The organism is Pseudomonas sp. H3(2019) (assembly GCF_007713465.1).
In the GTDB taxonomy this organism is placed as follows: domain Bacteria; phylum Pseudomonadota; class Gammaproteobacteria; order Pseudomonadales; family Pseudomonadaceae; genus Aquipseudomonas.
Genome location: NZ_VMSG01000001.1, coordinates 403229 through 427650, shown reverse-complemented (window position 1 = coordinate 427650; position 24422 = coordinate 403229). Strand labels below are relative to the sequence as shown.

The window sequence follows — 24422 nt, the reverse complement described above, 5'->3', positions numbered from 1 at the left end:
AATTAGAGAAGGGCTGGTCTGTTCAGACCGCGATGCCTTTGCGGCATTGGAGTTGGGCCGTGCGCACCCGGGAGAAAGCTCGAGCCAGGCGCAGGAGCATTTCGTCGATATTGGCCTTGCTGACTGTCAGCGCCGGCGTAAACCGCAGGCAATCGGGTTTCGGGGCGCTTAACAGCAAACCTTCGTACAGCGCCGCGTTCACCACGGCGTCAGCCGAATCGTCACTCAGTGTCAGCCCCCAGAGCAGCCCCTGACCACGCAGTTCACCCTGCCCATAACGGTTGGCCAATCGGCTCAAGCCTTCGCGCAGGTGTTGAGCGCTATCGCGAACCTGTTCGAGGAAGCCGTGATCCAGCACGCTGTCCAGAACCGCCAGCGCTGCCGTGGCCATCAACGCGTTGCCGTGATGGGTGCCATCCAGCTCGCCCGACTCGAGGCAGCAGGCTTCACCACGTGCCAGAAGCGCCGCCACCGGCACCCCGCCGCCCAACCCTTTGCCCAGCACAACAATGTCGGCACGCACGCCGTAAAACTGTTCGGCAAGCAGACTGCCGCAACGACCAGTCCCGGTTTGCACTTCGTCTAGAATCAGCAGAATTCCCAACTCACGGCACAGGCGTTCGACACCTTTGAGGTAATGCTCAGTCGCCGGAACAACACCGGCTGAACTCTGGATAGGTTCGAGCATGATGGCGACGGTCTGCGCATCCACCGCCGCATGTAACGCTGGTAAATCATTGAACGGAACGTGGCTGAAACCCGGAAGCTGCGGCTCAAAGCGATTGCTCTGGCAGTCCGACGCGGACATGGCCGCAAAGCCGTGACCATGGCAGCTACCACTCGCGGTGATAATTCGCGAAGCACCGCCACGATGCAGTTGCCCCCATTTGCGCACCAGCTTGATCGCCGCTTCGCACGCTTCACTGCCACTGTTGAGCAGGTAAACCTGGTCGCTGCCGGTACTGACGCACAACCGCTCGGCCAGATTGAGTTGGCTACGGTTAAGCAGACCCGAACCCGGATTGATCAGTGTTTGTGCTTGAGCGGCAATGGCGTTGATCAGCACTGATGGGCTGTGGCCGAGGCTGTTGGCCGCGCCGCCTTGGGTAAAATCCAGATACGCGCGGTCGCCACTGTCCCAGAGCCAGGAACCCTGGCCGCGAACGAAAATGTGCAGAGGTCGCTCGACACTGGGCATCAGGCACTCGCTGGAAAGGTTGTCGTGCCTGGAGGGCCGAAAATGCTCCACCACCAGATCATCCAGACTCGGCTGTTGGCGACGCAGGTTGAACAGGTTCATGCGCGCATTCCCTCAAGCGGCGAACCCAGCAGACGCGAAGACCAATCCTCGACGCGCCCGGTGCGCAAACGTTTGAGTGCAATATCACGCCAACGCGAAGACAACGCCGGGCAGTCGACAAGTTTTTTCAAACCGGCATGCTCAAGCGGCTCCCGATAAAAACAGCGCAAGGCCCAGGCCACTGTCAGGCCGGGGTAGCTGCGCTGAATCAGCTCGAACGGCTGATCGGCGCTGACGAAACCGGGTTTGAGAACGCGGTAGAACCAGCCACAGCGCCCTGTGTCCTGCGCTAGTTGCGGCAAGATCGGCACACCCCAGCGGTGGCTCAACCGATAGCACGGCGAGCGCGGCTGGCTGACCTGCAACAACGCACCGCCCCAGCGAAACATATCGCCGAGGCACACCTGCTCTTCAGTCAGGCCACGGGTGGAAAGGTTTTCACCGAAGGCTGGCGCGCTCCAGTCGACCTGTGGATAACGTTTACGCCAGTAAGCGTAGTGCTCGGCCGGGTAATGGTGCAGGGCACGTTCGGGGCCGGTATGAAAACGCGGATCGCCGTGCTCATCGTTGCCCAGGCCTTGCGGCCACAACCAGAGTCGATTGGCAATCCGCTGTTTGTCGGTATCGCTGATCAAACCTTGTCCGAGGTTTTTTGCCTTGCCTATGTAAACACCATCAACGTAAACGGTATTCATCGCGCTTTCTGGCCCTGTAAGCCTTGTGAATGCGATTAGACTAGGCTTCTGCCAGGCGCTGAGCCATTTCGATTTTCCAGCTTTTTCGATAAGAATTACTTATGGATTTTAAGCAACTGCGTTATTTCGTCGCGGTGTATGAAGAAGGCCATGTCGGACGGGCCGCCGAACGCCTGTCGATCTCCCAGCCCGCGCTGTCGCAACAGATCCGCCAACTGGAACAAAACCTCGACGTGAGCCTGTTCGAACGCAGCAGTAAACGCCTGTTGCCCACTCTGGCCGCGCATACCTTGTACAACCACGCCCTGCCGTTGCTCGACGGTCTGCAGCGCGCGCGCGAGGCCTTGGGTAACTTCAAGGGCCAGGCGTTGCGCACTTTGGCCATCGGTGTGCTGCAAACCGTTCACACCAGCCTGGTGCCCAAAATGCTGGAGCGTGTGCGCAAGGCGCAACCGCACCTGGTGGTACAGATCTACGAGCTCACGGGGCTGGAAATCGAACGTCGATTGCTCAATGGCTCACTCGACATCGGCATCAGCTATCTGCCGCCGCGCCAGCCCGGACTGCATGGCGTTTTGCTGTATGAAGATGAACTGACCCTGGTCATCCCTGCCGATCATCCGTTGCGTGAATTCAAGAAAGTATCCATGAGTCAGGCAGCGGAGTTGCCGATGCTGTTGCTGGGGGAAGAGTTTCAGGTCCGACAGATCTGGCAGGGTCAATTGGCCAATCTCGGACGCCGCCCGCAAGTGCAGGCAGAACTGAACAACATGGCGGGAATTCTCGACAGTTTGCCCCACACCCGACTGGCCACCGTCTTGCCTGGTCGCTCACAGCAGGAACACGGAAAGAAGGCGCTCTTGTGGAAGCCCTTGAGTGAGCCGCGGGTCCCCCTGAAAGTAGGATTGGTCTGTCGCGACGCTCAACGTCAGCAAGCGACGCTGGAGTTGCTGCGCAACCTGCTGGAAGACGTGATGAGCGGCCCGGCCGGGCGAATGACGAGCCCGACGGTACTCGATGTTCAGGGCTGAATGGCAAAAACATAAATCGCAGGCAAAAGAAAACCCCGCCGAAGCGGGGCTTTGCAGACTGTTTCCCTGACATCCATTTCACTCCGCCGTCCTGGCAGAATCCTACGTGTCCGTGTTATTGCTTTGCGCTTCCTGCGCGACGTCCATGTGAAGTAGATTAGCTCTGGATCCAATCTTGTAACAGGGGAAAACAGCAGCACGTCACGTAAGCAAATGCTTACATGACGTTACACTTCTCAGAATTGCGCCGCATCCAACAGAAATAGCGACTCACTACCGGCCCTGACCGAAGCGCTCAGCGAATGAATCCGTGGCAGCAGGCGAGCGAAATAGAAGCGTGCGGTGCCCAGTTTGCTGGCGTAGAAGTCATCCTGCGCCTCTTTACCGAAAGCCGCCTTGGCCATCAGTGCCCACATGTAGGCGTAGGATACATAGCCAAACACTTGCAGATACTCGACTGAGGCCGCGCCGATTTCGTTCGGGTTGTTTTTCACACTGTCCAACAGCCAGGCGGTCAGTTCGTCCAGCGTATCGACCGCATCGTTCAAAGGCTGGGTGAACTCGGCCAGATCAGCGCTCGCAATGGCGGTGAAATGACGAATCTCATCAGCAAACAACTTGTAGTACGCCCCGCCGCTGCCGACGATCTTGCGCCCGACCAGGTCAAGCGCCTGAATGCCGTTGGTGCCTTCGTAGATCTGGGTGATCCGCACGTCACGCACCAGTTGTTCCTGGCCCCACTCGCGGATATAGCCGTGGCCACCGAAGACCTGCTGGCCGTGGACGGTGGTTTCCAGGCCCAGATCCGTGAGGAATGCCTTAGCGACCGGCGTCAGCAAGGCCACCAGGTCTTCAGCGCGTTTGCGGGTGGTCGCGTCTTCGCTGAACTTGGCGGTGTCCAGTTGCATGGCCACGTAGGTCGAGAATGCCCGGCCGCCTTCGTTCGAGGCCTTCATGGTCAGCAGCATGCGACGCACGTCCGGGTGAACGATGATCGGGTCGGCGACCTTGTCTTTGTTCTGCACACCCGTCGGCGAACGGCTTTGCAGGCGATCACGAGCGTATTCAACCGCGTTCTGGTAAGAGCGCTCGCCACTGGCCAGGCCCTGGATACCGACACCCAGACGCTCGTAGTTCATCATGGTGAACATGGCCGCCAGGCCTTTATTCGGCTCACCCACGAGGTAACCCACGGCTTCGTCGAAGTTCATCACGCAGGTAGCGGATGCCTGGATGCCCATTTTGTGTTCGATCGAACCGCAGTTAGCCGGGTTACGCGCGCCGAGACGGCCGTCGGCGTTGACCATGAACTTCGGAACCAGGAACAGCGAAATACCTTTCGGACCCGCCGGCGCGTCTGGCAGTTTGGCCAGCACCAGGTGAATGATGTTTTCGGTCAGGTCATGTTCACCGCCGGTGATGAAGATTTTGGTGCCGCTGACCTTGTAGGAACCGTCCGCTTGCGGTTCGGCCTTGGTACGGATAATCCCCAAGTCAGTCCCCGCGTGCGGCTCGGTCAGGCACATGGAGCCTGCCCAGACACCGGCGTACATGTTTGGCAGGTAAGCGGCTTTCAGTTCTTCGCTGGCGTGAGCGTTGATCGACAGGCAAGCCCCGGCAGTCAGCATCGGGTACAGACCGAATGACAGGCTGGCGGAGTTGACCATTTCTTCGACCTGAGCCGAAACCGCTTTCGGCATGCCCATGCCACCGTAGGACGGATCACCACCGACACCGACCCAACCGCCCTCAGCATAGGTCTGATAAGCCTGTGGGAAACCTGCTGGTGTGGTGACGGCGCCGGCGCTCCAGTGGCAGCCTTCTTCGTCGGCAGCGCGGCTCAGCGGTGCGATGCTTTTGCTGGTGACTTTGCCGGCTTCCTCAAGGATTGCCTCGACGGTCTCGGCATCGACGGTGTCGGCCAGGGCGGGCAATTCGGCCCACAGTTTGGCAACCTCGAAAACTTCATTGAGGACGAAGCGCATATCGCGCAAGGGCGCTTTGTAGTCAGCCATGGCAAACCTCGTGAGAACTTGAAAAGTGATTCGTAGGATCGGGTTTCAGCAAGGTGTTGAGTGTACCCGAACAACTTTTATGACACATAGGGTCAGCTAGTGACCTGTTTGTAATTTTTAGTCACTGAAAAGTTATCGGGAAAATTCTACGCCTGCCAGAACGCAATCGCGGGCAAGCCTTGTTCCTACAGGTCAAAGTAGTCTGTAGGAGCAAGTCTTGCCCGCGATTACGATGTCGAATGTCCTGCCGTCAGAGCGCAAACAACTCCGCCGGCAGTTTCATCAGGCAATCACTGCCCGCTTCCACCGCCACCTGATGGGCGGCCGCTTCGGGCGCGCTCATCACTCAACCCGCAGCGCCCTCCATGCGCACGGCACCGCGACGGCTTTGACCGAATGCCATCACGCAGTTTCGCCCCGCGCCCTTGGCGCTGTAGAGCGCCTGGTCAGCGGATTTCAGGACTTCTTCCGGGGTCCGCTGTTCCAGTCGCTCGGCGACGCCGATACTCACCGTGACCGAAACGCTTGAGGCGCCAGAGCCCACACGGCGTTGCCGACCTTGCTGATCGTCTTGCGGACGGCTGTCCTGATTACGCAACTGAATGTTGTAGGTGGCAATCGACTCACGGATGACTTCCAGGTGCGGCATGCACTCTTCGAGAGTTTTGGCGGCGAACACCAAGGCGAACTCCTCGCCCCCGTAACGATACGCCCGGCCACCGCCGCCGATCTTCGACAACTTGCTGGCCACCAGCCGCAACACCTGGTCGCCGACATCGTGCCCGTGGGTGTCGTTGAATTTCTTGAAGTGGTCGACGTCGCTCATGGCCAACACATAGTTGCGGCCCAGACGCTGCATGCGCTCGTTCAAGGCACGGCGCCCCGGCAGGCCGGTCAGCTCATCACGAAAAGCCATTTGATAGGCTTCGTGAGCGACCGCCGCGGCAATCATCAACATCACCTGGCTGCACATGATGTTCAGGGTGAACGGCAGGATGAAGGTCTTGGGCAACATCCAGAACAGTCCGAGCAGGCCCACCAATTGCGCCGCATGCAGCGGCCGTGGGTTGCGCCAGTATTGATACGCCAACAACACAAAGGAGGCGAAGAACACCGGATACGACAACTGGATCAAACTCATCCAGGCACCATGCAATGCCGGCCAGCGTATTTCCGACAGCCACATCAGCAACGCTTGCGGGTAACTCTGCTCAAGCCCCAGTGCAACACTGCCGAATGCCAGCAGTACGGCGAAGCGCGCAACCATGTCCTGAAACAGGTGGGTGCGTTCCTGCCAGGCAGCAAACAGCCCGTACAACAAAGGCAGCAGTAAACAGCAGAGATGGAAAACCACCGCCGCGTCGTCACGCACCTTGCCGTAATCACGGTAGTAATCGGTTTGGGTGTCGAGCAGGAAGTAGGCGATGTACACCGTGACCATCAGAAACAGTTCACGTTGGCGTCGGTAAACCGCGCAATACGAGCCGCCGAGCAACAGCACCAAGGTTGGCAGCACGTTGAACAGTGAAGTGAAAAAGACGTTGAGATCCTTGACGTAGGCAGCCGCGAGCCCAGTAAGCAATAACAGTAATGAGGGTAAAAAGTGACTGAGACGTACAGCGGAAGAACGCGGCAAGGGTAGAGCTCCGGCCCGGCAAATCAATGGATGGCATTGTGCCTGCATTCCTGACAATTAAGCACATGCAATGTGACGTACATCACGCCGCACACTCTTTAACGGCAGCAAAAGCGTTCTACTTAGCGTTTTAGTCGGGAATATTTGCAGCCGTATACAGCGGGCAGAAAAAAGCCGCTGCTCCCGAAGAAGCAGCGGCTGTTTGAAGCGCTCCGCAGGGCTTAGTAGCCCAGTGAGAAGTCTTCTTCTTTCATGTCCATCAGGTTGTTAGCACCCGACAACATGGTTGCAACGTGAGTACGGGTACGCGGCAGGATGCGCTGGAAGTAGAAGCGCGCGGTCTGCAGCTTGGCGGTGTAGAACGCCTCTTCGGTGGTGCCGGCAGCCAGTTTCTCGGCAGCCAGGCGCGCCATGTCAGCCCAGAAGTAGGCCAGGCAGGCGTAACCGGAGTACATCAGGTAGTCCACCGACGCAGCACCGACTTCCTCGCGATCTTTCATCGCGGCCATACCGACCTTCATGGTCAGCTCGCCCCATTCCTTGTTCAGTGCAGCCAACGGCTCGACGAACTCTTTGACCGCTTCGTTGCCTTCGTTGGTCTGGCAGAACTTGTGGACGATCTTGGTGAAGCCTTTCAGAGCCTCGCCTTGAGTCATCAGTACTTTACGGCCCAGCAAGTCGAGCGCCTGGATACCGGTGGTGCCTTCGTACAGCATCGAAATGCGGCTGTCGCGAACGTTCTGCTCCATGCCCCATTCGGCGATAAAGCCGTGGCCGCCGTAGATCTGTACACCGTGGTTCGCGGATTCAAAGCCGACTTCAGTCATGAAGGCTTTGGCGATCGGCGTCATGAAAGCCAGCAGTGCATCGGCTTTCTTCTTCTCTTCTTCATCCACACCGTACTTGACGATGTCGACCTGCTTGGCCGTGAAGTAAACCATCGCACGGTTGCCTTCGGCGAATGCCTTCATGGTCAACAGCATACGACGTACGTCAGGGTGCACGATGATCGGGTCAGCGGCTTTGTCTGGCGCTTTCGGGCCAGTCAGGGAACGCATTTGCAGACGATCGCGAGCGTATTTCAGACCGCCCTGGAAGCCGATCTCAGCGTGAGCCAGACCTTGCAAGGCCGTCCCCAGACGCGCGGTGTTCATAAAGGTGAACATGCAGTTCAGGCCTTTGTTCGCCGGGCCGATCAGGAAACCGGTGGCCGCGTCGAAGTTCATCACGCAGGTGGCGTTACCGTGGATGCCCATTTTGTGTTCCAGGGAACCACAGGTCACAGCGTTGCGTGCACCGATGCTGCCGTCTGCGTTCGGCAGGAACTTTGGAACGATGAACAGCGAAATGCCTTTGGTGCCAGCAGGCGCATCCGGCAGGCGAGCCAGAACGATGTGGACGATGTTGTCGGCCATGTCGTGTTCACCGGCCGAGATGAAGATCTTGGTGCCGGAAACTTTGTAGGAACCATCAGCCTGAGGCTCGGCCTTGGTGCGCAGCATGCCAAGGTCGGTGCCGCAGTGCGGTTCGGTCAGGCACATGGTGCCAGTCCATTCGCCGGACACCAGTTTGGTCAGGTAAGCCTCTTGCTGCTCAGGCGTACCGTGCTCGGAGATGGTGTTCATCGCGCCATGAGACAGGCCTGGGTACATGCCCCACGACCAGTTGGCTTCGCCGACCATTTCGCTCACAGCCAGACCCAGAGACTCCGGCAGGCCTTGGCCACCGTGCTCTACGTCGTGAGCCAGGCTTGGCCAGCCACCTTCGACGAATTGTTTGTAGGCTTCTTTGAAGCCAGTCGGGGTCTTAACGCCGGACTCGCTCCAGGTGCAGCCTTCGGTGTCACCCACGCGGTTCAGCGGAGCCAGCACCTGCTCACAAAACTTGGCGCCTTCCTCGAGAATGGCGTCAACCATGTCCGGGGTAGCGTCCTGGCAAGCCGGAAGGCTCTGATAGTGCGCTTCGTAGCCGAGCAATTCGTCACGAACGAAGCGAATATCACGCAAGGGGGCCTTGTAGTCAGGCATAGCGATAAACCTCTGCTGATGTAACCGGGAATGAACGACCGCAATGAATTGTTGTGACGGTCAAACAGTTGTTTGAAACATACGTTTACGCCGAAATCTTGTCAAGCGTCGATCTTTTGCCGTTCGTCATACCCCACATAAAACGCGCACACGCAAAGGCCCCCAGCCGGTGCGCAAGGAAACAAACCGTGTAGGAAAGATTAGTTGAGCGAGAAGGACATGCCCGACAGAACACCGCGCCAAGGGCGGTGTTCAGGCAAAAGGTTCAGCGAGGAATCAAGCGAAAGTATCGATCAACGTACCGAGCATTTCGTCAGAAGCCTTGGCGACTTTGACGCCCAGCTCTGCCTGGATTTTGCCTTGGGACATATCGACCATATTACTGGCCAGATTCGATTGCTGGCTGCGATCGACCGAACGCAATCGGTCGATCTGAGCGTCGGAGGACTGGCTGGAGGCCGAACGATCAACTGTGGTGCCGGCGATCTGGCTGGCGGCCTGATCAACACGGTTCTGCCCAGCCTGAATCGAACTCAGACCTGCATAAAACGCGGTGCTTCCCGAAATGTCCATGGAGCAACTCCATCCTGCAAAGGATAAACAGCGCCCATTGAACCAGAGACACCGACAAAAGGCCCGACAAAAACACTAATGGCACAGTGCCTTGTCATAGGCAAAACCTAGTCGAGCAAATCCAGCTGAAGATGCTCCGCCACCGCTTCTGCCGTGACCAGTTTGAGTTTCGGCACCCGCCCCAGACACGGTGCCGGCAGCCGTTCTGCCAACGTGGCGAGGTTCTCTTCCAGCCGCGAAGTCTTAGGGTCAATGATGTTGGCCACCCAACCCGCCAGTTGCAAACCATCCCGGGCAATCGCCTCGGCCGTCAGCAACGCGTGATTGATGCAACCCAGGCGTACGCCAACCACCAGAATCACCGGCAGATCCAGCGCCATCGCCAGATCCGAAAGATTGTCCTGGTCAGCCAGTGGCACCCGCCAACCACCCGCACCTTCGATCAGCGTGAAATCGGCCTGCTTGTCCACGATGTGCCGCATTGGCGCCAGCAACGACTGGACCGTCAGCGCGAAACCCGCCTCACGTGCAGCCAGATGCGGTGCGATGGCCGGTTCGAAGGCCACCGGATTGACCTCGGCATAGGTCAACGGCAACGAACATTGCGCCAACAGCGCCAACGCGTCGGCATTGCGCAATCCTTTGGGTGTCACCTCGCAGCCAGAGGCCACGGGTTTCCCGGCCGCCGTGCTCAATCCCGCCAGCCGCGCGGCGTGCAGCAGGCCGGCGGCGATGGTGGTCTTGCCGACGTCGGTATCGGTACCAGTGATGAAATAGGCTGCGCTCATAGTGGCTTCTCCAACACGGCGTAAACCACCTGATAAGTCGCGGGCAGCCCTTGCGCCTGACGAAACTGCTCATAGGCGTCGATCAACCCCATGATCCGCGCCCGCCCTGTCAGCCCGCCCGGCCGACCAGGATTGAGATTATGCGCACCCAAGGCCTTGAGTTCGTGAGTCAGGCTACGCACATCCGGATAATGCAGCACGTGCGGGCAACTTTGCAGACTGATCACGTTCATGCCGCTGGCCGCACACCGCTGTTGATAGGTGCTGAACTCGCGGAAACGGTTGACGTGTACCAGGCCATCGACCTGGCGCCAACTGTCGCGCAATTCATACAGCGTACCCACGCAGAGACTGGCAAACGCCAACACACCGCCAGGTTTCAGAACCCGATTGGCCTCGCTCAGCACCGCCCTGAAATCGGCGCACCACTGCACCGCCAGGCTGGAAAACACCAGGTCGCAGCTTGCGTCCTGCAACGGCAAGCGCTCGGCATCGCCGGCTATGAAATGTGTCGCGCCGCCCAAGGGCCGTGCGTGCTTGAGCATGCCTTGCGCGATATCCAGCGCGAGCCCTTCGCTGGCGTTGAACCGCTCACCCAGCACACGACTGAAATACCCTGTGCCACAACCCAGATCCAGCCAGCGAGCGGGCGATCGATCAGCCGGCAAACGCCCCAGTAATTCACTGCCGACAGCCCGCTGCAATTCGGCAACGCTGTCATAGCTGGCCGCTGCACGGGAAAAGGATGCCGCGACCTGACGCTTGTCGGGCAAGCCTCCGGGCAGGTTGGGAAGGGCTAAATCAGTCATCACCGGACTCATGCAAAAAGGCCTGGATGGCCCCCGCCACACCGTGGGGGTCCTCCAGAAGAAACGCGTGACTGGCCTGTTCAATCAGACCAATTTCGATATCGGGGAGTAACGCCAGAAGCTCACTGGCGGCTTCGGCCGGAACCAACCCGTCAAGCCCGGCGAACAGGTGCAACTGCGGACCTCGAAAGGCCTGCAAAGCTTGCCGGCTGTCCAGTTGTGCGAGTACTTCCAACCCGCTCATCAACTGCGCCTGCGGGGTATTCGGCGCACCCGCCAGCAACAGCCGCGACAACCCGCGCGGGTCTTCGGCACCTTGGGCGCAGAGCAGGCTGAAGCGCTTGAGAGTCATGCGCGGGTCCGCATTGCACCCAGCCAGAAACGCATCGAAGGTCTCACCCGACATGGCGCTCGACCATTCGGCATGCGCCACAAACGAAGGGTTACTCGCCAGCGTCAGCAATCCGCAGCAACGCTCGCCACGTCGAGCCGCCAGCTCTGAGGCGAGCATCCCGCCGAGCGACCAGCCACCGAGCCAGGCATCTTTCGGCAAGGTCGAATCCAGTTCGTCTAGCCATTCTTCGAGGTCGCTCGACTCCAGTTCCGGCAGCGGTTCGATCTCGACGTGCAGGTGTTCGTCCAATCCCTGCAAGGCCGCTGCCAAAGGCTCCAGCGGCGAAATGCCAAGTCCCCAACCGGGCAACAGAATCAGACGATCACGCATGGTTCGGCTCCGCTCCCAGTTGCTGAAGACAATCGGCCAGACCTTCTAACAATAGCTGCACCTGCGCTTCGCTGTGCGCCGCTGTCAGGGTCACGCGCAAACGAGCACTGCCGGCCGGCACGGTGGGTGGGCGGATCGCGGTCACCATCAGCCCGCGCTGACGCAGCATCTGCGAAAAAAGCACTGCGCGTCCGGCATCGCCGATCATGATCGGCTGGATCGGCGTAGCACTGTCCATCAACTCCAGCCCCATCTGCTCGGCGCCCTTTCGGAATTGGCGGATCAGCACGTTCAAGTGCTCGCGTCGCCAATGTTCGCTGCGCAGCAACTCAAGACTTTTCAGGGTCGCGCACGCCAGGGCCGGTGGCTGACTGGTGGTGTAAATATACGGTCGGGCGAATTGGATCAGGCTTTCGATCAGGTCATCGCTGCCCGCGACAAACGCGCCCGCGGTGCCGAACGCTTTACCCAGGGTGCCGACCAATACCGGCACATCCTCCAGACTCAAACCGAAGTGTTCGACGATCCCGCCGCCATTGGCGCCCAAGGGACCAAAGCCGTGGGCATCATCGACCATCAGCCATGCGCCTTTGGCCTTGGCCTCGCGAGCCAGCGCCGGCAGGTCGGCAATGTCACCGTCCATGCTGAACACCCCGTCGGTCACCACCAGCGTATTGCCGGTAGCCTTCTCCAGACGTTTGGCGAGGCTGACCGCGTCGTTGTGCAAATAGCGATTGAAACGTGCGCCCGACAACAGCCCGGCATCCAGTAGCGATGCATGATTGAGCCGGTCTTCGAGCACCGTGTCGCCCTGCCCGACCAACGCGGTGACCGCGCCCAGGTTAGCCATATAACCGGTGGTAAACAGCAACGCGCGCGGGCGCCCCGTCAGATCGGCCAAGGCTTCTTCGAGCGCGTGATGCGGACTGCTATGGCCGATCACCAGGTGCGAAGCACCGCCACCGACACCCCAGCGGGCGGCACCGGCACGCAAGGCTTCGATCACTTGGGGATGACTGGCCAGGCCCAGGTAGTCGTTATTACAGAACGCCAGCAATGGCTGGCCGTCGACCACCACTTGCGGACCTTGCGGGGTCTCCAGCAAGGGACGCTGGCGATAGAGGTTTTCGGCACGACGGGCAGCGAGACGTGCGGCGAGATCGAAAGACATGCAGGCCTCGCGGGGTCAACTCACAAACTCAAGGTGGGCACAATTTATGTGGGAGCGAGCTTGCTCGCGATGGCGGTCTGACAGTCAACGTAGAGGTTGAATTTCCCGGCCTCATTGCGAGCAAGCTCGCTCCCACATTCAATATGTGTCGGATCAAACAGCGGCGTTGTAGAACTGCTCGCTGCTTTTCTGCTCGACCAGCGCTTGCTCGATGGCCGCCTGATGCACTTCGTCGGCGTGCTCTTCGCGGGCTTCCGGCAGGATCCCCAGACGCCCGAACAGTTGCATGTCCTTGTCGGCCTGCGGGTTGGCGGTGGTCAGCAGTTTGTCACCGTAGAAAATCGAGTTGGCACCGGCGAAGAATGCCAGGGCCTGCATCTGATCGTTCATGGCTTCGCGGCCGGCAGAGAGGCGCACGTGGGATTTCGGCATCAGGATACGTGCGACAGCGAGCATGCGGATGAAGTCGAATGGGTCGACGTCATCGGCATTTTCCAGCGGCGTACCGGCGACTTTCACCAACATGTTGATCGGCACCGACTCCGGATGCTCCGGCAGGTTGGCCAGCTGGATCAGCAGGTTGGCGCGGTCGTCAAGGGACTCGCCCATGCCGAGAATACCGCCCGAGCAGATCTTCATCCCCGAATCACGAACATACGCCAGGGTTTGCAGGCGCTCGCTGTAGGTGCGGGTGGTGATGATGCTACCGTAGAACTCCGGCGAGGTATCAAGGTTGTGGTTGTAGTAATCGAGGCCGGCTTCGGCCAGGGCTACGGTCTGGTCCTGATCGAGACGGCCGAGGGTCATGCAGGTTTCCAGGCCCATGGCCTTCACGCCTTTGACCATTTCCAGCACATACGGCATGTCTTTGGCAGAAGGATGCTTCCAGGCGGCGCCCATGCAGAAACGGGTCGAACCGATGGCCTTGGCGCGAGCTGCCTCTTCGAGGACCTTCTGCACTTCCATCAGCTTTTCTTTTTCCAGACCGGTGTTGTAGTGACCGGACTGCGGACAATATTTGCAATCTTCCGGGCAAGCGCCGGTTTTGATCGACAGCAGGGTCGACACCTGGACGCGATTGGCGTCGAAGTGCGCGCGGTGCACCGTCTGCGCCTGGAACAACAGATCGTTGAATGGCTGAACGAAGAGTGCTTTGACTTCGGCCAAAGACCAGTCATGACGCAGGTTTGCAGTGGTGCTGGCGCTCATGGGCGTTTCCTTGTTTATGCTTGGCAAGCGGCTGTGGAACGGAATATCCACAGACGCGACACGGATGTTCGGCATATTTAAGGAAGAGCCATGCGCTGTCAACCACGATACAAAGGGTCGGTTTACATCTGGTCAAAAAATGAACAGAGCTGTTTGCTTTGCGATGAACTGTCCGACACCCCTCAACCGATTTGTACTTCCTGTGAAACCGAGTTGCCCTGGCTCGGCGATCATTGCCAGACCTGCGCCCTGCCGTTGCCCGTGGCCGGCCTCACCTGCGGCCAGTGTTTGAAAGAACCACCGGCCTTCGAGCAGGTGATCGCGCCCTGGACCTACAGCTTCCCGCTCGACAGTTTGATCACCCGTTTCAAGCATGCGGCAAAGTGGCCGTATGGTCGCCTGCTTGCCGAACTTCTTGCTCAATGCCTGCAACATCGCTTCGATGAAGGCCTCAAACGCCCCGACGCATTGGTAGCGGTGCCCTTGGCCCGCAAACGGCTGCGTGAGCGGGGTTACAACCAGGCAGCGATGCTCGCCCGCTGGCTCAGCGACAGCCTGACGATCGACTGCGACGCAAACCTGCTGCTACGCATCCAGGACACCACTGCGCAACAGGATCTGGACGCCAAGGCGCGCAAACAGAACCTGCTCAGCGCTTTCGCACTGATGCCGGGTGCGCACATCAAGGGTCGCCATCTGGCGCTGGTCGACGACGTGCTGACCACCGGTGCCACCGCGCAAAGCCTGGCTCGCTTGCTGATCGGGGCGGGCGCGGCACGGGTCGACGTTTATTGCCTGGCGCGCACGCCAAAACCCGGGGAGCTGACTTGACTCTCACGCGCCAAGCCGCCAACGTCCAAATCCATCACTACCCGCTCGCAGCCCCTTGCCATGTCCTTGCCTACTTTGTTGTCCCAACACATCGTCCGTCGTCCGCAGCGCATCGCCTTGCTGCAACACATCGCCGAACAAGGCTCGATCACCCGCGCCGCGAAAAGCGCCGGGCTGAGCTACAAAGCAGCGTGGGATGCGATCGACGAGTTGAACAATCTGGCACAGAAACCACTGGTGGAACGCAGCGTCGGCGGCAAGGGCGGTGGTGGCGCAAAACTGTCCAGTGAAGGTGAACGGGTGCTGCGGCTCTATCAGCGCTTGCAAGCCTTACAGGCACAGGTGCTGGAAGCCGCCGAAGACGCCAGTGACCTCGACTTGCTAGGGCGCCTGATGCTCAGGACCAGCGCACGCAATCAGCTGCATGGCACCGTTGCGGCCATCGACACTCACGGTCGTAACGATTTGATCAGCCTGGAACTGGCTGCCGGGTTGACCATTCAGGCGCAGATCACCCACGACAGCACCCTGCGTCTGGAACTCGAAACGGGCACTGAAGTGGTGGCGTTGATCAAGGCTGGCTGGCTCGATTTACTCGGTGTCGAGCAACGCGCAACACCCGGACACAATTGTCTGAAGGGCACTGTCGAGGAGATTCTCGACGCCGAAGATGGCCCCAGCGAAGTCCGAATCGCCCTGCCCAATGGTCAGACTCTATGCGCGCTGGCCGAGCCGCAGCACCTCAAAACCCTGGGTTTGAGCGCCGAAAAAGCCGTTCAGGTGCAGTTCTCGCCCTCCAACGTTTTACTCGGTACCCCGCTCTGACTCGAGCCTGCTGCTACGGATTGGCAGCGTTCCTCAGACGTGCAACTGCAACATTTGTGTCATAGACGCTCCTTAAGGTGGCTGCAAAAACCAGCAGGGAGCCTGATGTGAGCCTATTAGAAGAAAACCAAGCCACCGACCTCGAAAAAATCGTCGGCCTCAGTCGTCGTAGATTTATCAGCGCTGGCGCCCTCTGCGGTGCGGCGATGTTCCTCGGTGGCAACCTGCTGAGCCGTAGCGCACTGGCCGCCAGTGTCAACTCAGCCTCGAGCAAATTGCTGGGTTTCGACAGCATTGCGGCCGCCACCAGCGACACCATCACTCTGCCGCCCGGTTACAGCTCTTCGGTGTTGATCAGTTGGGGCCAACCGCTGCACAAGAACGGCCCGGCCTTTGACCCGAGTGGCAATGGCAGCGCCCAAGCCCAGGAAGTCCAGTTCGGCGACAACAACGATGGCATGAGCCTGTTCGCTTTCCCCGGCGACGACAATCGCGCGCTGATGGCGATCAACAACGAATACACCAACTACCGTTACCTCTACGCCCATGGCGGCATGCCGCAGTCGGCCGAAGAAGTCCGCAAAGCGCTGGCCTGCGAAGGCGTATCGGTGATCGAAGTGCAGCGTAAAAACGGCCAATGGCAATTCGTTCAGGGCTCGCGCTACAACCGCCGAATCCACGGCAACGCGCCGCTGCAGTTGAGCGGCCCGGCCGCTGGCCATGAGCTGATGAAAACCGCCGCTGACAAGACCGGCAAAAAAAGTGTTCGGAACCTTCCAGAACTGCGCCAATGGCAAGACGCCATGGGGCACTTATCTGACCTGTGAAGAGAACTTCACCGACTGCTTTGGCAGCAGCAATCCCGAGCACAAGTTCGACGCCGCACAAAAGCGCTACGGCGCATCGGTCGCCAGCAAAGAGATCAACTGGCATCAACACGACCCGCGCTTTGACCTGGCGAAAACCCCCAACGAACTCAACCGTCACGGCTGGGTGGTGGAAATCGACCCGTTCGACCCGCAATCGACCCCGGTCAAACGCACCGCCCTGGGCCGTTTCAAACACGAGAACGCGGCCCTCGCGGAGACCCACGACGGTCGTGCGGTGGTGTACATGGGCGACGATGAACGCGGCGAGTTCATCTACAAGTTCATCAGCCGCGACAAAATCAATCACGCAACACCCAAAGCCAACCATGACCTGCTGGACCACGGCACGTTGTACGTCGCGCGTTTCGATGCCGGCGACAGCAACCCCGACCATCCAAAAGGTCAGGGCCAGTGGATCGAACTGACTCACGGCAAGAACGGTATCGACACCAGCAGCGGCTTTGCCGATCAGGCCGAGGTGCTGATTCACGCACGCCTGGCCGCCAGCGTCGTCGGTGCCACGCGCATGGATCGCCCGGAGTGGATCGTCGTCAGCCCGCAAGACGGCCAGGTCTATTGCACCCTGACCAACAACGCCAAGCGCGGCGAGGACGGGCAACCGGTGGGCGGGCCGAACCCACGGGAGAAAAACGTCTATGGGCAAATTCTGCGCTGGCGCACTGATCACGACGACCACGCGTCGCTGACGTTCGCCTGGGATCTGTTCGTGGTCGCGGGCAATCCGACCGTGCACGCCGGGACAGCGAAAGCCGGCTCGTCGAACATCACACCACACAACATGTTCAACAGTCCGGATGGTTTGGGCTTCGACAAGGCCGGTCGTCTGTGGATTCTCAGCGACGGGGACTACAGCAACGCCGGCGACTTCGCGGGCATGGGTAACAATCAGATGCTTTGCGCTGATCCTGCGACCGGTGAAATCCGCCGATTCATGGTCGGCCCGGTGGGCTGTGAAGTGACCGGCATCAGCTTTTCGCCAGACCAGAAGACCTTGTTTGTCGGCATTCAGCATCCGGGGGAAAACGGTGGGTCGACCTTCCCCGAGCATTTGCCTAACGGCAAGCCCCGTTCCTCGGTGATGGCGATTACCCGGGAAGACGGCGGGATCGTCGGCGCCTAAAAATCGCTCCTCCCCTGAAGATCTCCCACGCTCTGTGTGGGAGTGCTTCACTGGACGCTCTGCGTCCGCTTCTGGGACGCGGAGCGTCCCTGGCTGCATTCCCACGCAGAGCGTGAGGAACGATCCCACTAAAGTCGCCCCGTCTGCGCTACCATGTTTGGCCGGACGCGGCAGCCTGCTGCGCGCAGGAGTCAGCATGTCTCACCCGTTTGAAACACTTACCCCCGATCTGGTGCTCGACGCCGTAGAAAGCATCGGCTTTCTCAGCGACGCCCGTGTCCTTGCGCTCAACAGCTATGAAAACCGTGTCTATCAGGTTGGCATCGAAGATAGCGAACCGCTGATTGCCAAGTTCTACCGTCCGCAACGCTGGACCAACGCCGCCATTCTCGAAGAGCACCGCTTCACCTTCGAACTTGCCGAGTGCGAAGTGCCGGTGGTTGCGCCGATGATTCACAACGGTGAAAGCCTGCACGAACACGCCGGTTTCCGCTTCACCCTGTTCCCGCGCCGGGGGGGTCGTGCGCCGGAGCCGGGCAATCTCGATCAGCTCTACCGTTTGGGGCAATTGCTTGGCCGCTTGCACGCAGTGGGTGCCACCCGCCCCTTCGAACACCGCGAAGCGCTGGGCGTCAAAAACTTCGGCCATGATTCGCTGACCACCCTGCTCGAAGGCAACTTCATACCGCGCAGCTTGCTGCCCGCTTACGAGTCAGTCGCCCGCGACCTGCTCAAGCGTGTGGAAGAGGTCTACAAAGACACGCCGCACCAGAACATCCGCATGCACGGCGATTGCCACCCCGGCAACATGATGTGCCGTGACGAGATGTTCCACATCGTCGACCTTGACGACTGTCGCATGGGGCCGGCGGTGCAGGACCTATGGATGATGCTCGCTGGTGATCGTCAGGAATGTCTCGGTCAGTTGTCGGAACTGATGGACGGCTACAGCGAGTTCCACGACTTCAACCCCCGTGAACTGGCGCTGATCGAACCACTGCGTGCCTTGCGCCTGATGCACTACAGCGCATGGCTGGCCCGTCGTTGGGATGACCCGGCGTTCCCTCACAGCTTTCCGTGGTTTGGCAGCGAACGTTATTGGGGCGACCAGGTGTTGGCATTGCGTGAACAACTGGCGGCCCTCAACGAAGAACCGTTGAAGCTTTTTTAATTTAAAGATCAAAAGATCGCAGCCTTCGGCAGCTCCTACACAGGGATCGACGTTTAACCGATCACGTAGGAGCTGCCGAAGGCTGCGATCTTTGTTTTTGAATGCAGGACACAGCCAGACAAATCTCCTTACAATCCCCCTTTGTTAGCTGCCTAAGCAAGGATTCTGCATGCAAGCCGCCAACCTGCGTCGCGGGTACATATTGGGCCTGAGTGCCTACATCATCTGGGGATTGTTCCCGCTCTACTTCAAAGCCATCGCTGACGTACCTGCCGTGGAAATCATCATCCACCGGGTACTCTGGTCGGCGCTGTTCGGCGCCTTGCTGCTGATGGTCTGGAAGCATCCGGGCTGGTGGCGTGAACTGCGCGAGAACCCACGACGGCTGGCAGTCCTTGCGCTGAGCGGCACATTGATCGCGGCCAACTGGCTGACCTACGTCTGGTCGGTGAACAACGGACGCATGCTCGAGGCCAGCCTCGGTTACTACATCAACCCGCTGGTGAACGTGCTGCTGGGTATGCTGATCCTTGGCGAACGCTTGAGACGCCTGCAGTGGGTCGCCGTCGGGCTGGCCGCCGTTGGCGTCGCGCAGCAAGTCTGGCAAGTCGGCAGCCTGCCGTGGGTGTCGCTGGTGTTGGCGCTGACCTTCGGCTTCTACGGGTTGATCCGCAAACAGGCTCCAGTCAAAGCATTGCCCGGGCTGGTGGTGGAAACCTGGATGCTGGTGCCGATTGCCCTTGCCTGGCTGCTCTTCAATCCAACCGCTACCAGCGCGCAAGCAGCGTTCTGGACTACGTCCGAAGCGTGGTGGCTGGTCGCCGCCGGCCCGGTAACGCTGGTGCCGCTGGTCTGTTTCAACGCTGCTGCTCGGCACCTGCCCTACACCACCCTAGGCTTCCTGCAATACTTGGCACCGACGCTGGTGCTGCTGCAAGCCGTACTGCTGTTTGGCGAACACCTGTCGTCCACCACGCTGGTGGCCTTCATGTTTATCTGGGCAGGCCTGGCGGTTTACAGCATCGACGCCTGGATGAGTTTGCGTCGCCGCCGCTGATCAAAAAACGTACAAACCCTTGCAGGCCACGACCGACGTGGCCTGCAAGCATCCTTCCCAAGGTTATCCACAGCGTGATCCCCGCCGTTTGTGCACAAGCCCTTGAAACTGCTGGTTTTTTGATCAGCTCCTGATAAGCCCCGGCCGACGTGGGCTGGCGACGTGTCTCTACAGGTTATCCACAGGCAGGTGCACGCTTTACTTGGATAACCTTTCCTCCCGCTTTACGGCTCGCTGCGCAGCACCAACTCCACCATCAAATCATCGGCCAGAGTCTCCAGCCGCGACTGCAGCACGTCCAGGGAAAGGGTCAGCGGCACCGCAAGAATCGCTTCAGCGTGGAACAGCGGCTCACTGCTCATCGGCGCCGGACGCACATCGGTCACCAAGCGTTCAAGGTTGACCCCCTGCTCACTCAGCAGTCGCGTGATGTCACGGACTATTCCCGGTCGGTCGTTGCCGACCAGCTCCATGGCAATCGGCTTCCAGGTGCAGGATTGCTCGATACTGCTTTCGGCGATCAACACCCGAATCCCTTGAGCAGACAACGCCTGAAGTGCATCGACCAGTTCGTCGTAGCCCTCGGCTGGCACGCCAACCCGAAGGATCCCGGCAAACTGCCCGGCCATCCGTGACATGCGGCTCTCCAGCCAGTTACCACCATGCTCGGCAATACATTGGGCGATGCGTTCCACCTGGCCGGGCTTGTCCGGGGCGAATACGGTGAGTACGAGGTGGTCCATGGCGCAGCCCTCTTGTCATGACTTTTGTTATGGAAAGGCAAGTATAGGCAAGGGACCCAATTCAGCGCGGCAGCAAAAAAATCAAAGCCCCGTAGCAGTGAATTCAATATTATGTGTACAAGTTTTTAGTTTTATCTGGAACAATCCAATAGTTTTTTGAGAACATCCTGTCCCCCGGCGTGACCGGATAGCCTGACCGGGTCGCTAAACGACGTAATTAGTCTAATTTTCACAAGCGCAATTCATCATGTAGTATGCCGCAGCGCGCACTACATAACGTTGGATCGATGTCTGCCCAGGCGCCATCGCAACCCTCAAAGCCCCGTCAGCAAGGCTTTACGCCGTTGATTGGAACCACCCAGCCGCCAGTAATGGCATGTACTGGTAGAGGGGTTTGTGGTTTAAATGGCCAGAGGCTTCATTGTCAAATTGAAGAGCTGAAAAGCGAAATAGCTGAGCAGAGTGAGGCAAGCAATGACTGAACACGTTCAAGTCGGTGGCCTGCAGGTCGCCAAAGTCCTGTTCGACTTCGTGAACAACGAAGCCATTCCCGGTTCCGGCCTCACCGCCGACAAGTTCTGGGCCGGTGCCGACAAGGTCATTCACGACCTGGCGCCGAAGAACAAAGCCCTACTCGCCAAACGCGACGACCTCCAGGCGAAAATCGATGCCTGGCACCAGTCCCGTGCTGGTCTTGCGCACGACGCTGTGGCCTACAAAGCCTTCCTGCAAGACATCGGTTATCTGCTGCCAGAAGCGGCCGATTTCCAGGCAACGACGCAAAACGTCGACGACGAAATCGCCCGTATGGCCGGTCCGCAACTGGTGGTTCCGGTGATGAATGCCCGCTTCGCCCTCAACGCCTCGAACGCCCGCTGGGGTTCGTTGTACGACGCGCTGTATGGCACTGACGCCATCAGCGAAGCCGACGGCGCGGAAAAAGGCAAAAGCTACAACAAGGTTCGCGGCGAAAAGGTCATCGCCTTCGCCCGCGCCTTCCTCGACGAAGCCGCGCCATTGGCTGCCGGCTCTCACGTCGACTCCACCGGCTATAAAATTGTTGACCGTAAACTGGTGGTCGCACTTAAAGGCGGCAGCAACACTGGCTTGCGCAACGACGCACAGCTGATCGGCTTCCACGGCGATGCGGCGGCGCCGACCGCGATCCTGCTGAAAAACAACGGTCTGCATTTCGAAATCCAGATCGACGCCAGCACACCGGTCGGCCAGACCGACGCCGCCGGCGTCAAAGACCTGCTGATGGAAGCTGCGCTGACCACCATCATGGACTGCGAAGACTCCGTGGCCGCCGTCGATGCCGATGACAAAGTGGTGATCTACCGCAACTGGCTCGGCCTGATGAAAGGCGATCTGTCGGAAGAAGTCGCCAAGGGTGGCAAGACCTTCACCCGCACCATGAACGCCGACCGCACCTACACCGCGCCCGACGGTAGCGAACTGAGCCTGCACGGCCGCTCGCTGTTGTTCGTGCGCAATGTCGGCCACTTGATGACCATCGACGCGATCCTCGACAAGAACGGCAACGAAGTGCCGGAAGGTATCCTCGACGGCCTGGTCACCAACCTCGCGGCACTGCACAGCCTTAACGGCAACACCACTCGCAAGAACAGCCGTACCGGTTCGGTCTACATCGTTAAACCGAAAATGCACGGCCCGGAAGAAGCGGCGTTCACCAACGAACTGTTCGGGCGCATCGAAGACGTGCTCGAGTTGCCGCGTAATACCCTCAAAGTCGGCATCATGGACGAAGAGCGGCGTACCACAATCAACCTCAAGGCCTGTATCAAGGCTGCCAGCGAGCGCGTGGTCTTCATCAACACCGGCTTCCTCGACCGTACCGGCGATGAAATCCACACCTCCATGGAAGCCGGCGCGATGGTGCGCAAGGCCGACATGAAGGCTGAAAAGTGGATCGGTGCCTACGAAAACTGGAACGTCGACATCGGCTTGAGCACCGGCCTGCAAGGTCGCGCGCAAATCGGTAAAGGCATGTGGGCCATGCCTGACCTGATGGCCGCCATGCTCGAGCAGAAAATCGCTCACCCGCTGGCCGGCGCCAACACCGCCTGGGTCCCTTCGCCGACCGCCGCCGCGCTGCACGCGCTGCATTACCACAAGGTTGACGTGTTCGCCCGTCAGGCCGAACTGGCCAAGCGCGCTCGCGCATCGCTGGACGACATCCTGACCATCCCGCTGGCAAGCAACCCCAACTGGACCGCGGAACAGATCCAGAATGAACTGGACAACAACGCCCAGGGCATCCTCGGTTATGTGGTGCGCTGGATCGACCAGGGCGTGGGCTGTTCGAAAGTGCCGGACATCAACGACGTCGGCCTGATGGAAGACCGTGCAACGCTGCGTATCTCCAGCCAGCACATCGCCAACTGGCTGCGCCATGGCATCGTCAGCGAAGCCCAGGTGCTGGAAACCCTCAAGCGCATGGCGCCGGTGGTTGACCGCCAGAATGCCAATGACCCGCTGTACCGTCCGTTGGCACCGAACTTCGACAGCAACATCGCCTTCCAGGCGGCGGTCGAACTGGTGATCGAAGGCACCAAGCAGCCAAACGGCTACACCGAGCCGGTCCTGCACCGTCGCCGTCGCGAGTTCAAGGCTGCCAATGGCCTGTGAATAAGCGCTAGAGGTTATTAAAAGGAAGGCCCTGATTGTGAAATCAGGGCTTTTTTTCATGGTAACGTCCCTTTTTTCACTTCGCCTTGACGCGATTTTTTACCGGCGTCGAAGAAAATACCCTCCTCACTCCATCTGAGAATTCTTTACAAATAAGAAATATTTATTACACTTCATTACCGAAAAAAATCTTATGATGGCGAATATAATGTTGAGCCTATAGGTATTTTTTAAAGCTAAATACCCGCACCGCCTCAGGGGAACAGGGTTCCATGAACACTCGAGTCATCCGCAAGAAAGCAGTCTCGGCAGTCACCATTCTCGGTATTGCTGCCATCATTTATTGTTTTCCCGTTGCCACGTTGTGGTTTCTTATTGTGCTTTGTATTTGCGGCATCTATGACTTCCTGCGCAATGGCATCTTCGATACCGAGATCATCAAAAAATATTTTATAGGTGGCGGCCGTAATACATGGTTGCTCGCGCCTCTGAATACCTTTTTCGATCTACTGTGCAAGCCAAGCCGTTATGTTTACACGTTGCGCGATCTTCCCGAAAGCCATCAGCAAGACATCAACTACGTGATTGAAACCGCGATGGCTCACAAGGAAGAGATCATTGCATTCCTCGATGCGCGCATGGCCCAGAAAAAGCGTGGCATGTTGTTCTTCCAATGGTATGGCCGCAAGATCGATACCGAACTGAACATCCCCGCACTCCAGAAGAAACTGCCTTATATAAAGACCATCGGCGTATCGGTTTTCAATGAAAATCAGTCAACGTCCTTTCACTTCGGGCCATTGCGCATGATGTACCGCGTGCTCTACAACATCATGCCGGCCGCCCATCATGACGGTGTGTACATTCAGGTCAGGAAGCAAAAACACTACTGGCACGACGATCCGCTGTTCATCTTTGACGACACCCTGCTGCACGCCTCCTTCAACAAGAACGACGCCAAGCGCTACTGCCTGTTTCTCGACATACTGCGCCCGTCCTGGGCCTCTTTTATCCTGAACGGCATCGTCGCTTCGTTTGCAGGAGTAGCGTTCGCCTTGCGCCGATTCTTTTACAAAAACTGGAAACTTATTCAGTAAGCGTAAACAACGGGAAAAGCCTGCTTACTCCATCGCGAGCACCCAATAAAAAACCCGC

19 protein-coding genes and 1 pseudogene are annotated in these 24422 nt (G+C 58.9%); 8 read left to right on the top strand and 12 right to left on the bottom strand.

Features of this window, described 5'->3' with window-relative positions:
* Nucleotides 1-22 precede the first annotated feature (22 nt).
* A complete protein-coding gene (locus FPT12_RS02080) occupies nt 23-1300 on the bottom strand; it encodes an aspartate aminotransferase family protein (RefSeq protein WP_145014419.1) in 1278 nt (425 codons plus the stop codon).
* Nucleotides 1297-1995, bottom strand: a complete 699-nt coding sequence (locus tag FPT12_RS02075; protein ID WP_145014418.1) for an MOSC domain-containing protein — start codon at nt 1993-1995, stop codon at nt 1297-1299. The genes FPT12_RS02080 and FPT12_RS02075 overlap by 4 nt, the downstream gene beginning before the upstream one ends.
* Nucleotides 1996-2096: 101 nt before the next feature.
* Between FPT12_RS02075 and FPT12_RS02070 the strand changes: the two genes are divergently transcribed.
* Nucleotides 2097-3026 carry a LysR family transcriptional regulator gene (locus FPT12_RS02070; protein ID WP_145014417.1) on the top strand — a complete coding sequence of 310 codons (930 nt, stop codon included), beginning with the start codon at nt 2097-2099 and terminating at the stop codon, nt 3024-3026.
* A gap of 236 nt (nt 3027-3262) precedes the next feature.
* Here FPT12_RS02070 and FPT12_RS02065 read toward each other — a convergent pair whose 3' ends face one another.
* The 9 genes from FPT12_RS02065 to bioB form a co-directional block, all read right to left on the bottom strand.
* Nucleotides 3263-5041, bottom strand: a complete 1779-nt coding sequence (locus tag FPT12_RS02065) for an acyl-CoA dehydrogenase C-terminal domain-containing protein (protein WP_145014416.1) — start codon at nt 5039-5041, stop codon at nt 3263-3265.
* Between the two features lie 346 nt (nt 5042-5387).
* Nucleotides 5388-6677, bottom strand: coding sequence for a GGDEF domain-containing protein (locus tag FPT12_RS02060; RefSeq protein WP_145014415.1), 1290 nt, complete (start codon nt 6675-6677; stop codon nt 5388-5390).
* Between the two features lie 221 nt (nt 6678-6898).
* A complete protein-coding gene (locus tag FPT12_RS02055) occupies nt 6899-8704 on the bottom strand; it encodes a phenylacyl-CoA dehydrogenase (protein ID WP_145014414.1) in 1806 nt (601 codons plus the stop codon).
* 276 nt (nt 8705-8980) lie between these two features.
* On the bottom strand, nt 8981-9277 hold the full coding sequence (locus FPT12_RS02050; protein ID WP_054594343.1) for a hypothetical protein: 297 nt from the start codon (nt 9275-9277) through the stop codon (nt 8981-8983).
* A gap of 107 nt (nt 9278-9384) precedes the next feature.
* Nucleotides 9385-10065, bottom strand: a complete 681-nt coding sequence (gene bioD, locus FPT12_RS02045) for a dethiobiotin synthase (protein ID WP_145014413.1) — start codon at nt 10063-10065, stop codon at nt 9385-9387.
* A complete protein-coding gene (bioC, locus tag FPT12_RS02040; protein ID WP_145014412.1) occupies nt 10062-10874 on the bottom strand; it encodes a malonyl-ACP O-methyltransferase BioC in 813 nt (270 codons plus the stop codon). The genes bioD and bioC overlap by 4 nt, the downstream gene beginning before the upstream one ends.
* Nucleotides 10867-11598, bottom strand: a complete 732-nt coding sequence (locus FPT12_RS02035) for an alpha/beta fold hydrolase (RefSeq protein ID WP_145014411.1) — start codon at nt 11596-11598, stop codon at nt 10867-10869. The genes bioC and FPT12_RS02035 overlap by 8 nt, the downstream gene beginning before the upstream one ends.
* Nucleotides 11591-12769 (bottom strand): 8-amino-7-oxononanoate synthase, encoded by a 1179-nt coding sequence (gene bioF, locus FPT12_RS02030; protein WP_145014410.1) that lies wholly within the window; start codon nt 12767-12769, stop codon nt 11591-11593. Before bioF ends, FPT12_RS02035 begins: the two co-directional genes overlap by 8 nt.
* A 153-nt stretch (nt 12770-12922) precedes the next feature.
* The gene (gene bioB / locus FPT12_RS02020) at nt 12923-13978 is read right to left on the bottom strand and encodes a biotin synthase BioB (protein WP_123581222.1); all 1056 of its coding nucleotides are present in this window, start codon (nt 13976-13978) and stop codon (nt 12923-12925) included.
* Between the two features lie 90 nt (nt 13979-14068).
* Here bioB and FPT12_RS02015 point away from each other — a divergent pair, with 90 nt between their 5' ends.
* From FPT12_RS02015 to rarD, 5 genes and pseudogenes are all read left to right on the top strand, one after another.
* Nucleotides 14069-14809, top strand: coding sequence for a ComF family protein (locus FPT12_RS02015; RefSeq protein ID WP_145014409.1), 741 nt, complete (start codon nt 14069-14071; stop codon nt 14807-14809).
* 60 nt (nt 14810-14869) lie between these two features.
* Nucleotides 14870-15634, top strand: a complete 765-nt coding sequence (locus FPT12_RS02010; protein WP_145014408.1) for a TOBE domain-containing protein — start codon at nt 14870-14872, stop codon at nt 15632-15634.
* 107 nt (nt 15635-15741) lie between these two features.
* Nucleotides 15742-17644, top strand: a pseudogene (locus tag FPT12_RS02005) (PhoX family phosphatase).
* A 196-nt stretch (nt 17645-17840) separates the two neighbouring features.
* A complete protein-coding gene (locus FPT12_RS02000; protein ID WP_145014407.1) occupies nt 17841-18815 on the top strand; it encodes a serine/threonine protein kinase in 975 nt (324 codons plus the stop codon).
* 169 nt (nt 18816-18984) lie between these two features.
* Nucleotides 18985-19872, top strand: coding sequence for an EamA family transporter RarD (gene rarD, locus FPT12_RS01995; protein ID WP_145014406.1), 888 nt, complete (start codon nt 18985-18987; stop codon nt 19870-19872).
* A 224-nt stretch (nt 19873-20096) separates the two neighbouring features.
* Here the strand turns inward: rarD and FPT12_RS01990 are convergent, their stop codons facing one another.
* Entirely contained in the window at nt 20097-20615 is a 519-nt protein-coding gene (locus FPT12_RS01990) for a glycine cleavage system protein R (protein WP_019693970.1), read from the bottom strand.
* Nucleotides 20616-21089: 474 nt separating this feature from the next.
* Here FPT12_RS01990 and FPT12_RS01985 point away from each other — a divergent pair, with 474 nt between their 5' ends.
* A complete protein-coding gene (locus tag FPT12_RS01985) occupies nt 21090-23267 on the top strand; it encodes a malate synthase G (protein WP_145014405.1) in 2178 nt (725 codons plus the stop codon).
* 272 nt (nt 23268-23539) lie between these two features.
* Entirely contained in the window at nt 23540-24364 is an 825-nt protein-coding gene (locus FPT12_RS01980; protein WP_145014404.1) for an aspartyl/asparaginyl beta-hydroxylase domain-containing protein, read from the top strand.
* Nucleotides 24365-24422 lie beyond the last annotated feature (58 nt).

Coding starts and splice junctions, on each gene's coding strand:
- FPT12_RS02080 (WP_145014419.1), bottom strand. CDS start 1,300: ATGAACCTGTTCAACCTGCGTCGCCAACAGCCGAGTCTGGATGATCTG.
- FPT12_RS02075 (WP_145014418.1), bottom strand. CDS start 1,995: ATGAATACCGTTTACGTTGATGGTGTTTACATAGGCAAGGCAAAAAAC.
- FPT12_RS02070 (WP_145014417.1), top strand. CDS start 2,097: ATGGATTTTAAGCAACTGCGTTATTTCGTCGCGGTGTATGAAGAAGGC.
- FPT12_RS02065 (WP_145014416.1), bottom strand. CDS start 5,041: ATGGCTGACTACAAAGCGCCCTTGCGCGATATGCGCTTCGTCCTCAAT.
- FPT12_RS02055 (WP_145014414.1), bottom strand. CDS start 8,704: ATGCCTGACTACAAGGCCCCCTTGCGTGATATTCGCTTCGTTCGTGAC.
- FPT12_RS02050 (WP_054594343.1), bottom strand. CDS start 9,277: ATGGACATTTCGGGAAGCACCGCGTTTTATGCAGGTCTGAGTTCGATT.
- bioD (WP_145014413.1), bottom strand. CDS start 10,065: ATGAGCGCAGCCTATTTCATCACTGGTACCGATACCGACGTCGGCAAG.
- bioC (WP_145014412.1), bottom strand. CDS start 10,874: ATGACTGATTTAGCCCTTCCCAACCTGCCCGGAGGCTTGCCCGACAAG.
- FPT12_RS02035 (WP_145014411.1), bottom strand. CDS start 11,598: ATGCGTGATCGTCTGATTCTGTTGCCCGGTTGGGGACTTGGCATTTCG.
- bioF (WP_145014410.1), bottom strand. CDS start 12,769: ATGTCTTTCGATCTCGCCGCACGTCTCGCTGCCCGTCGTGCCGAAAAC.
- bioB (WP_123581222.1), bottom strand. CDS start 13,978: ATGAGCGCCAGCACCACTGCAAACCTGCGTCATGACTGGTCTTTGGCC.
- FPT12_RS02015 (WP_145014409.1), top strand. CDS start 14,069: ATGCGCTGTCAACCACGATACAAAGGGTCGGTTTACATCTGGTCAAAA.
- FPT12_RS02010 (WP_145014408.1), top strand. CDS start 14,870: ATGTCCTTGCCTACTTTGTTGTCCCAACACATCGTCCGTCGTCCGCAG.
- FPT12_RS02000 (WP_145014407.1), top strand. CDS start 17,841: ATGTCTCACCCGTTTGAAACACTTACCCCCGATCTGGTGCTCGACGCC.
- rarD (WP_145014406.1), top strand. CDS start 18,985: ATGCAAGCCGCCAACCTGCGTCGCGGGTACATATTGGGCCTGAGTGCC.
- FPT12_RS01990 (WP_019693970.1), bottom strand. CDS start 20,615: ATGGACCACCTCGTACTCACCGTATTCGCCCCGGACAAGCCCGGCCAG.
- FPT12_RS01985 (WP_145014405.1), top strand. CDS start 21,090: ATGACTGAACACGTTCAAGTCGGTGGCCTGCAGGTCGCCAAAGTCCTG.
- FPT12_RS01980 (WP_145014404.1), top strand. CDS start 23,540: ATGAACACTCGAGTCATCCGCAAGAAAGCAGTCTCGGCAGTCACCATT.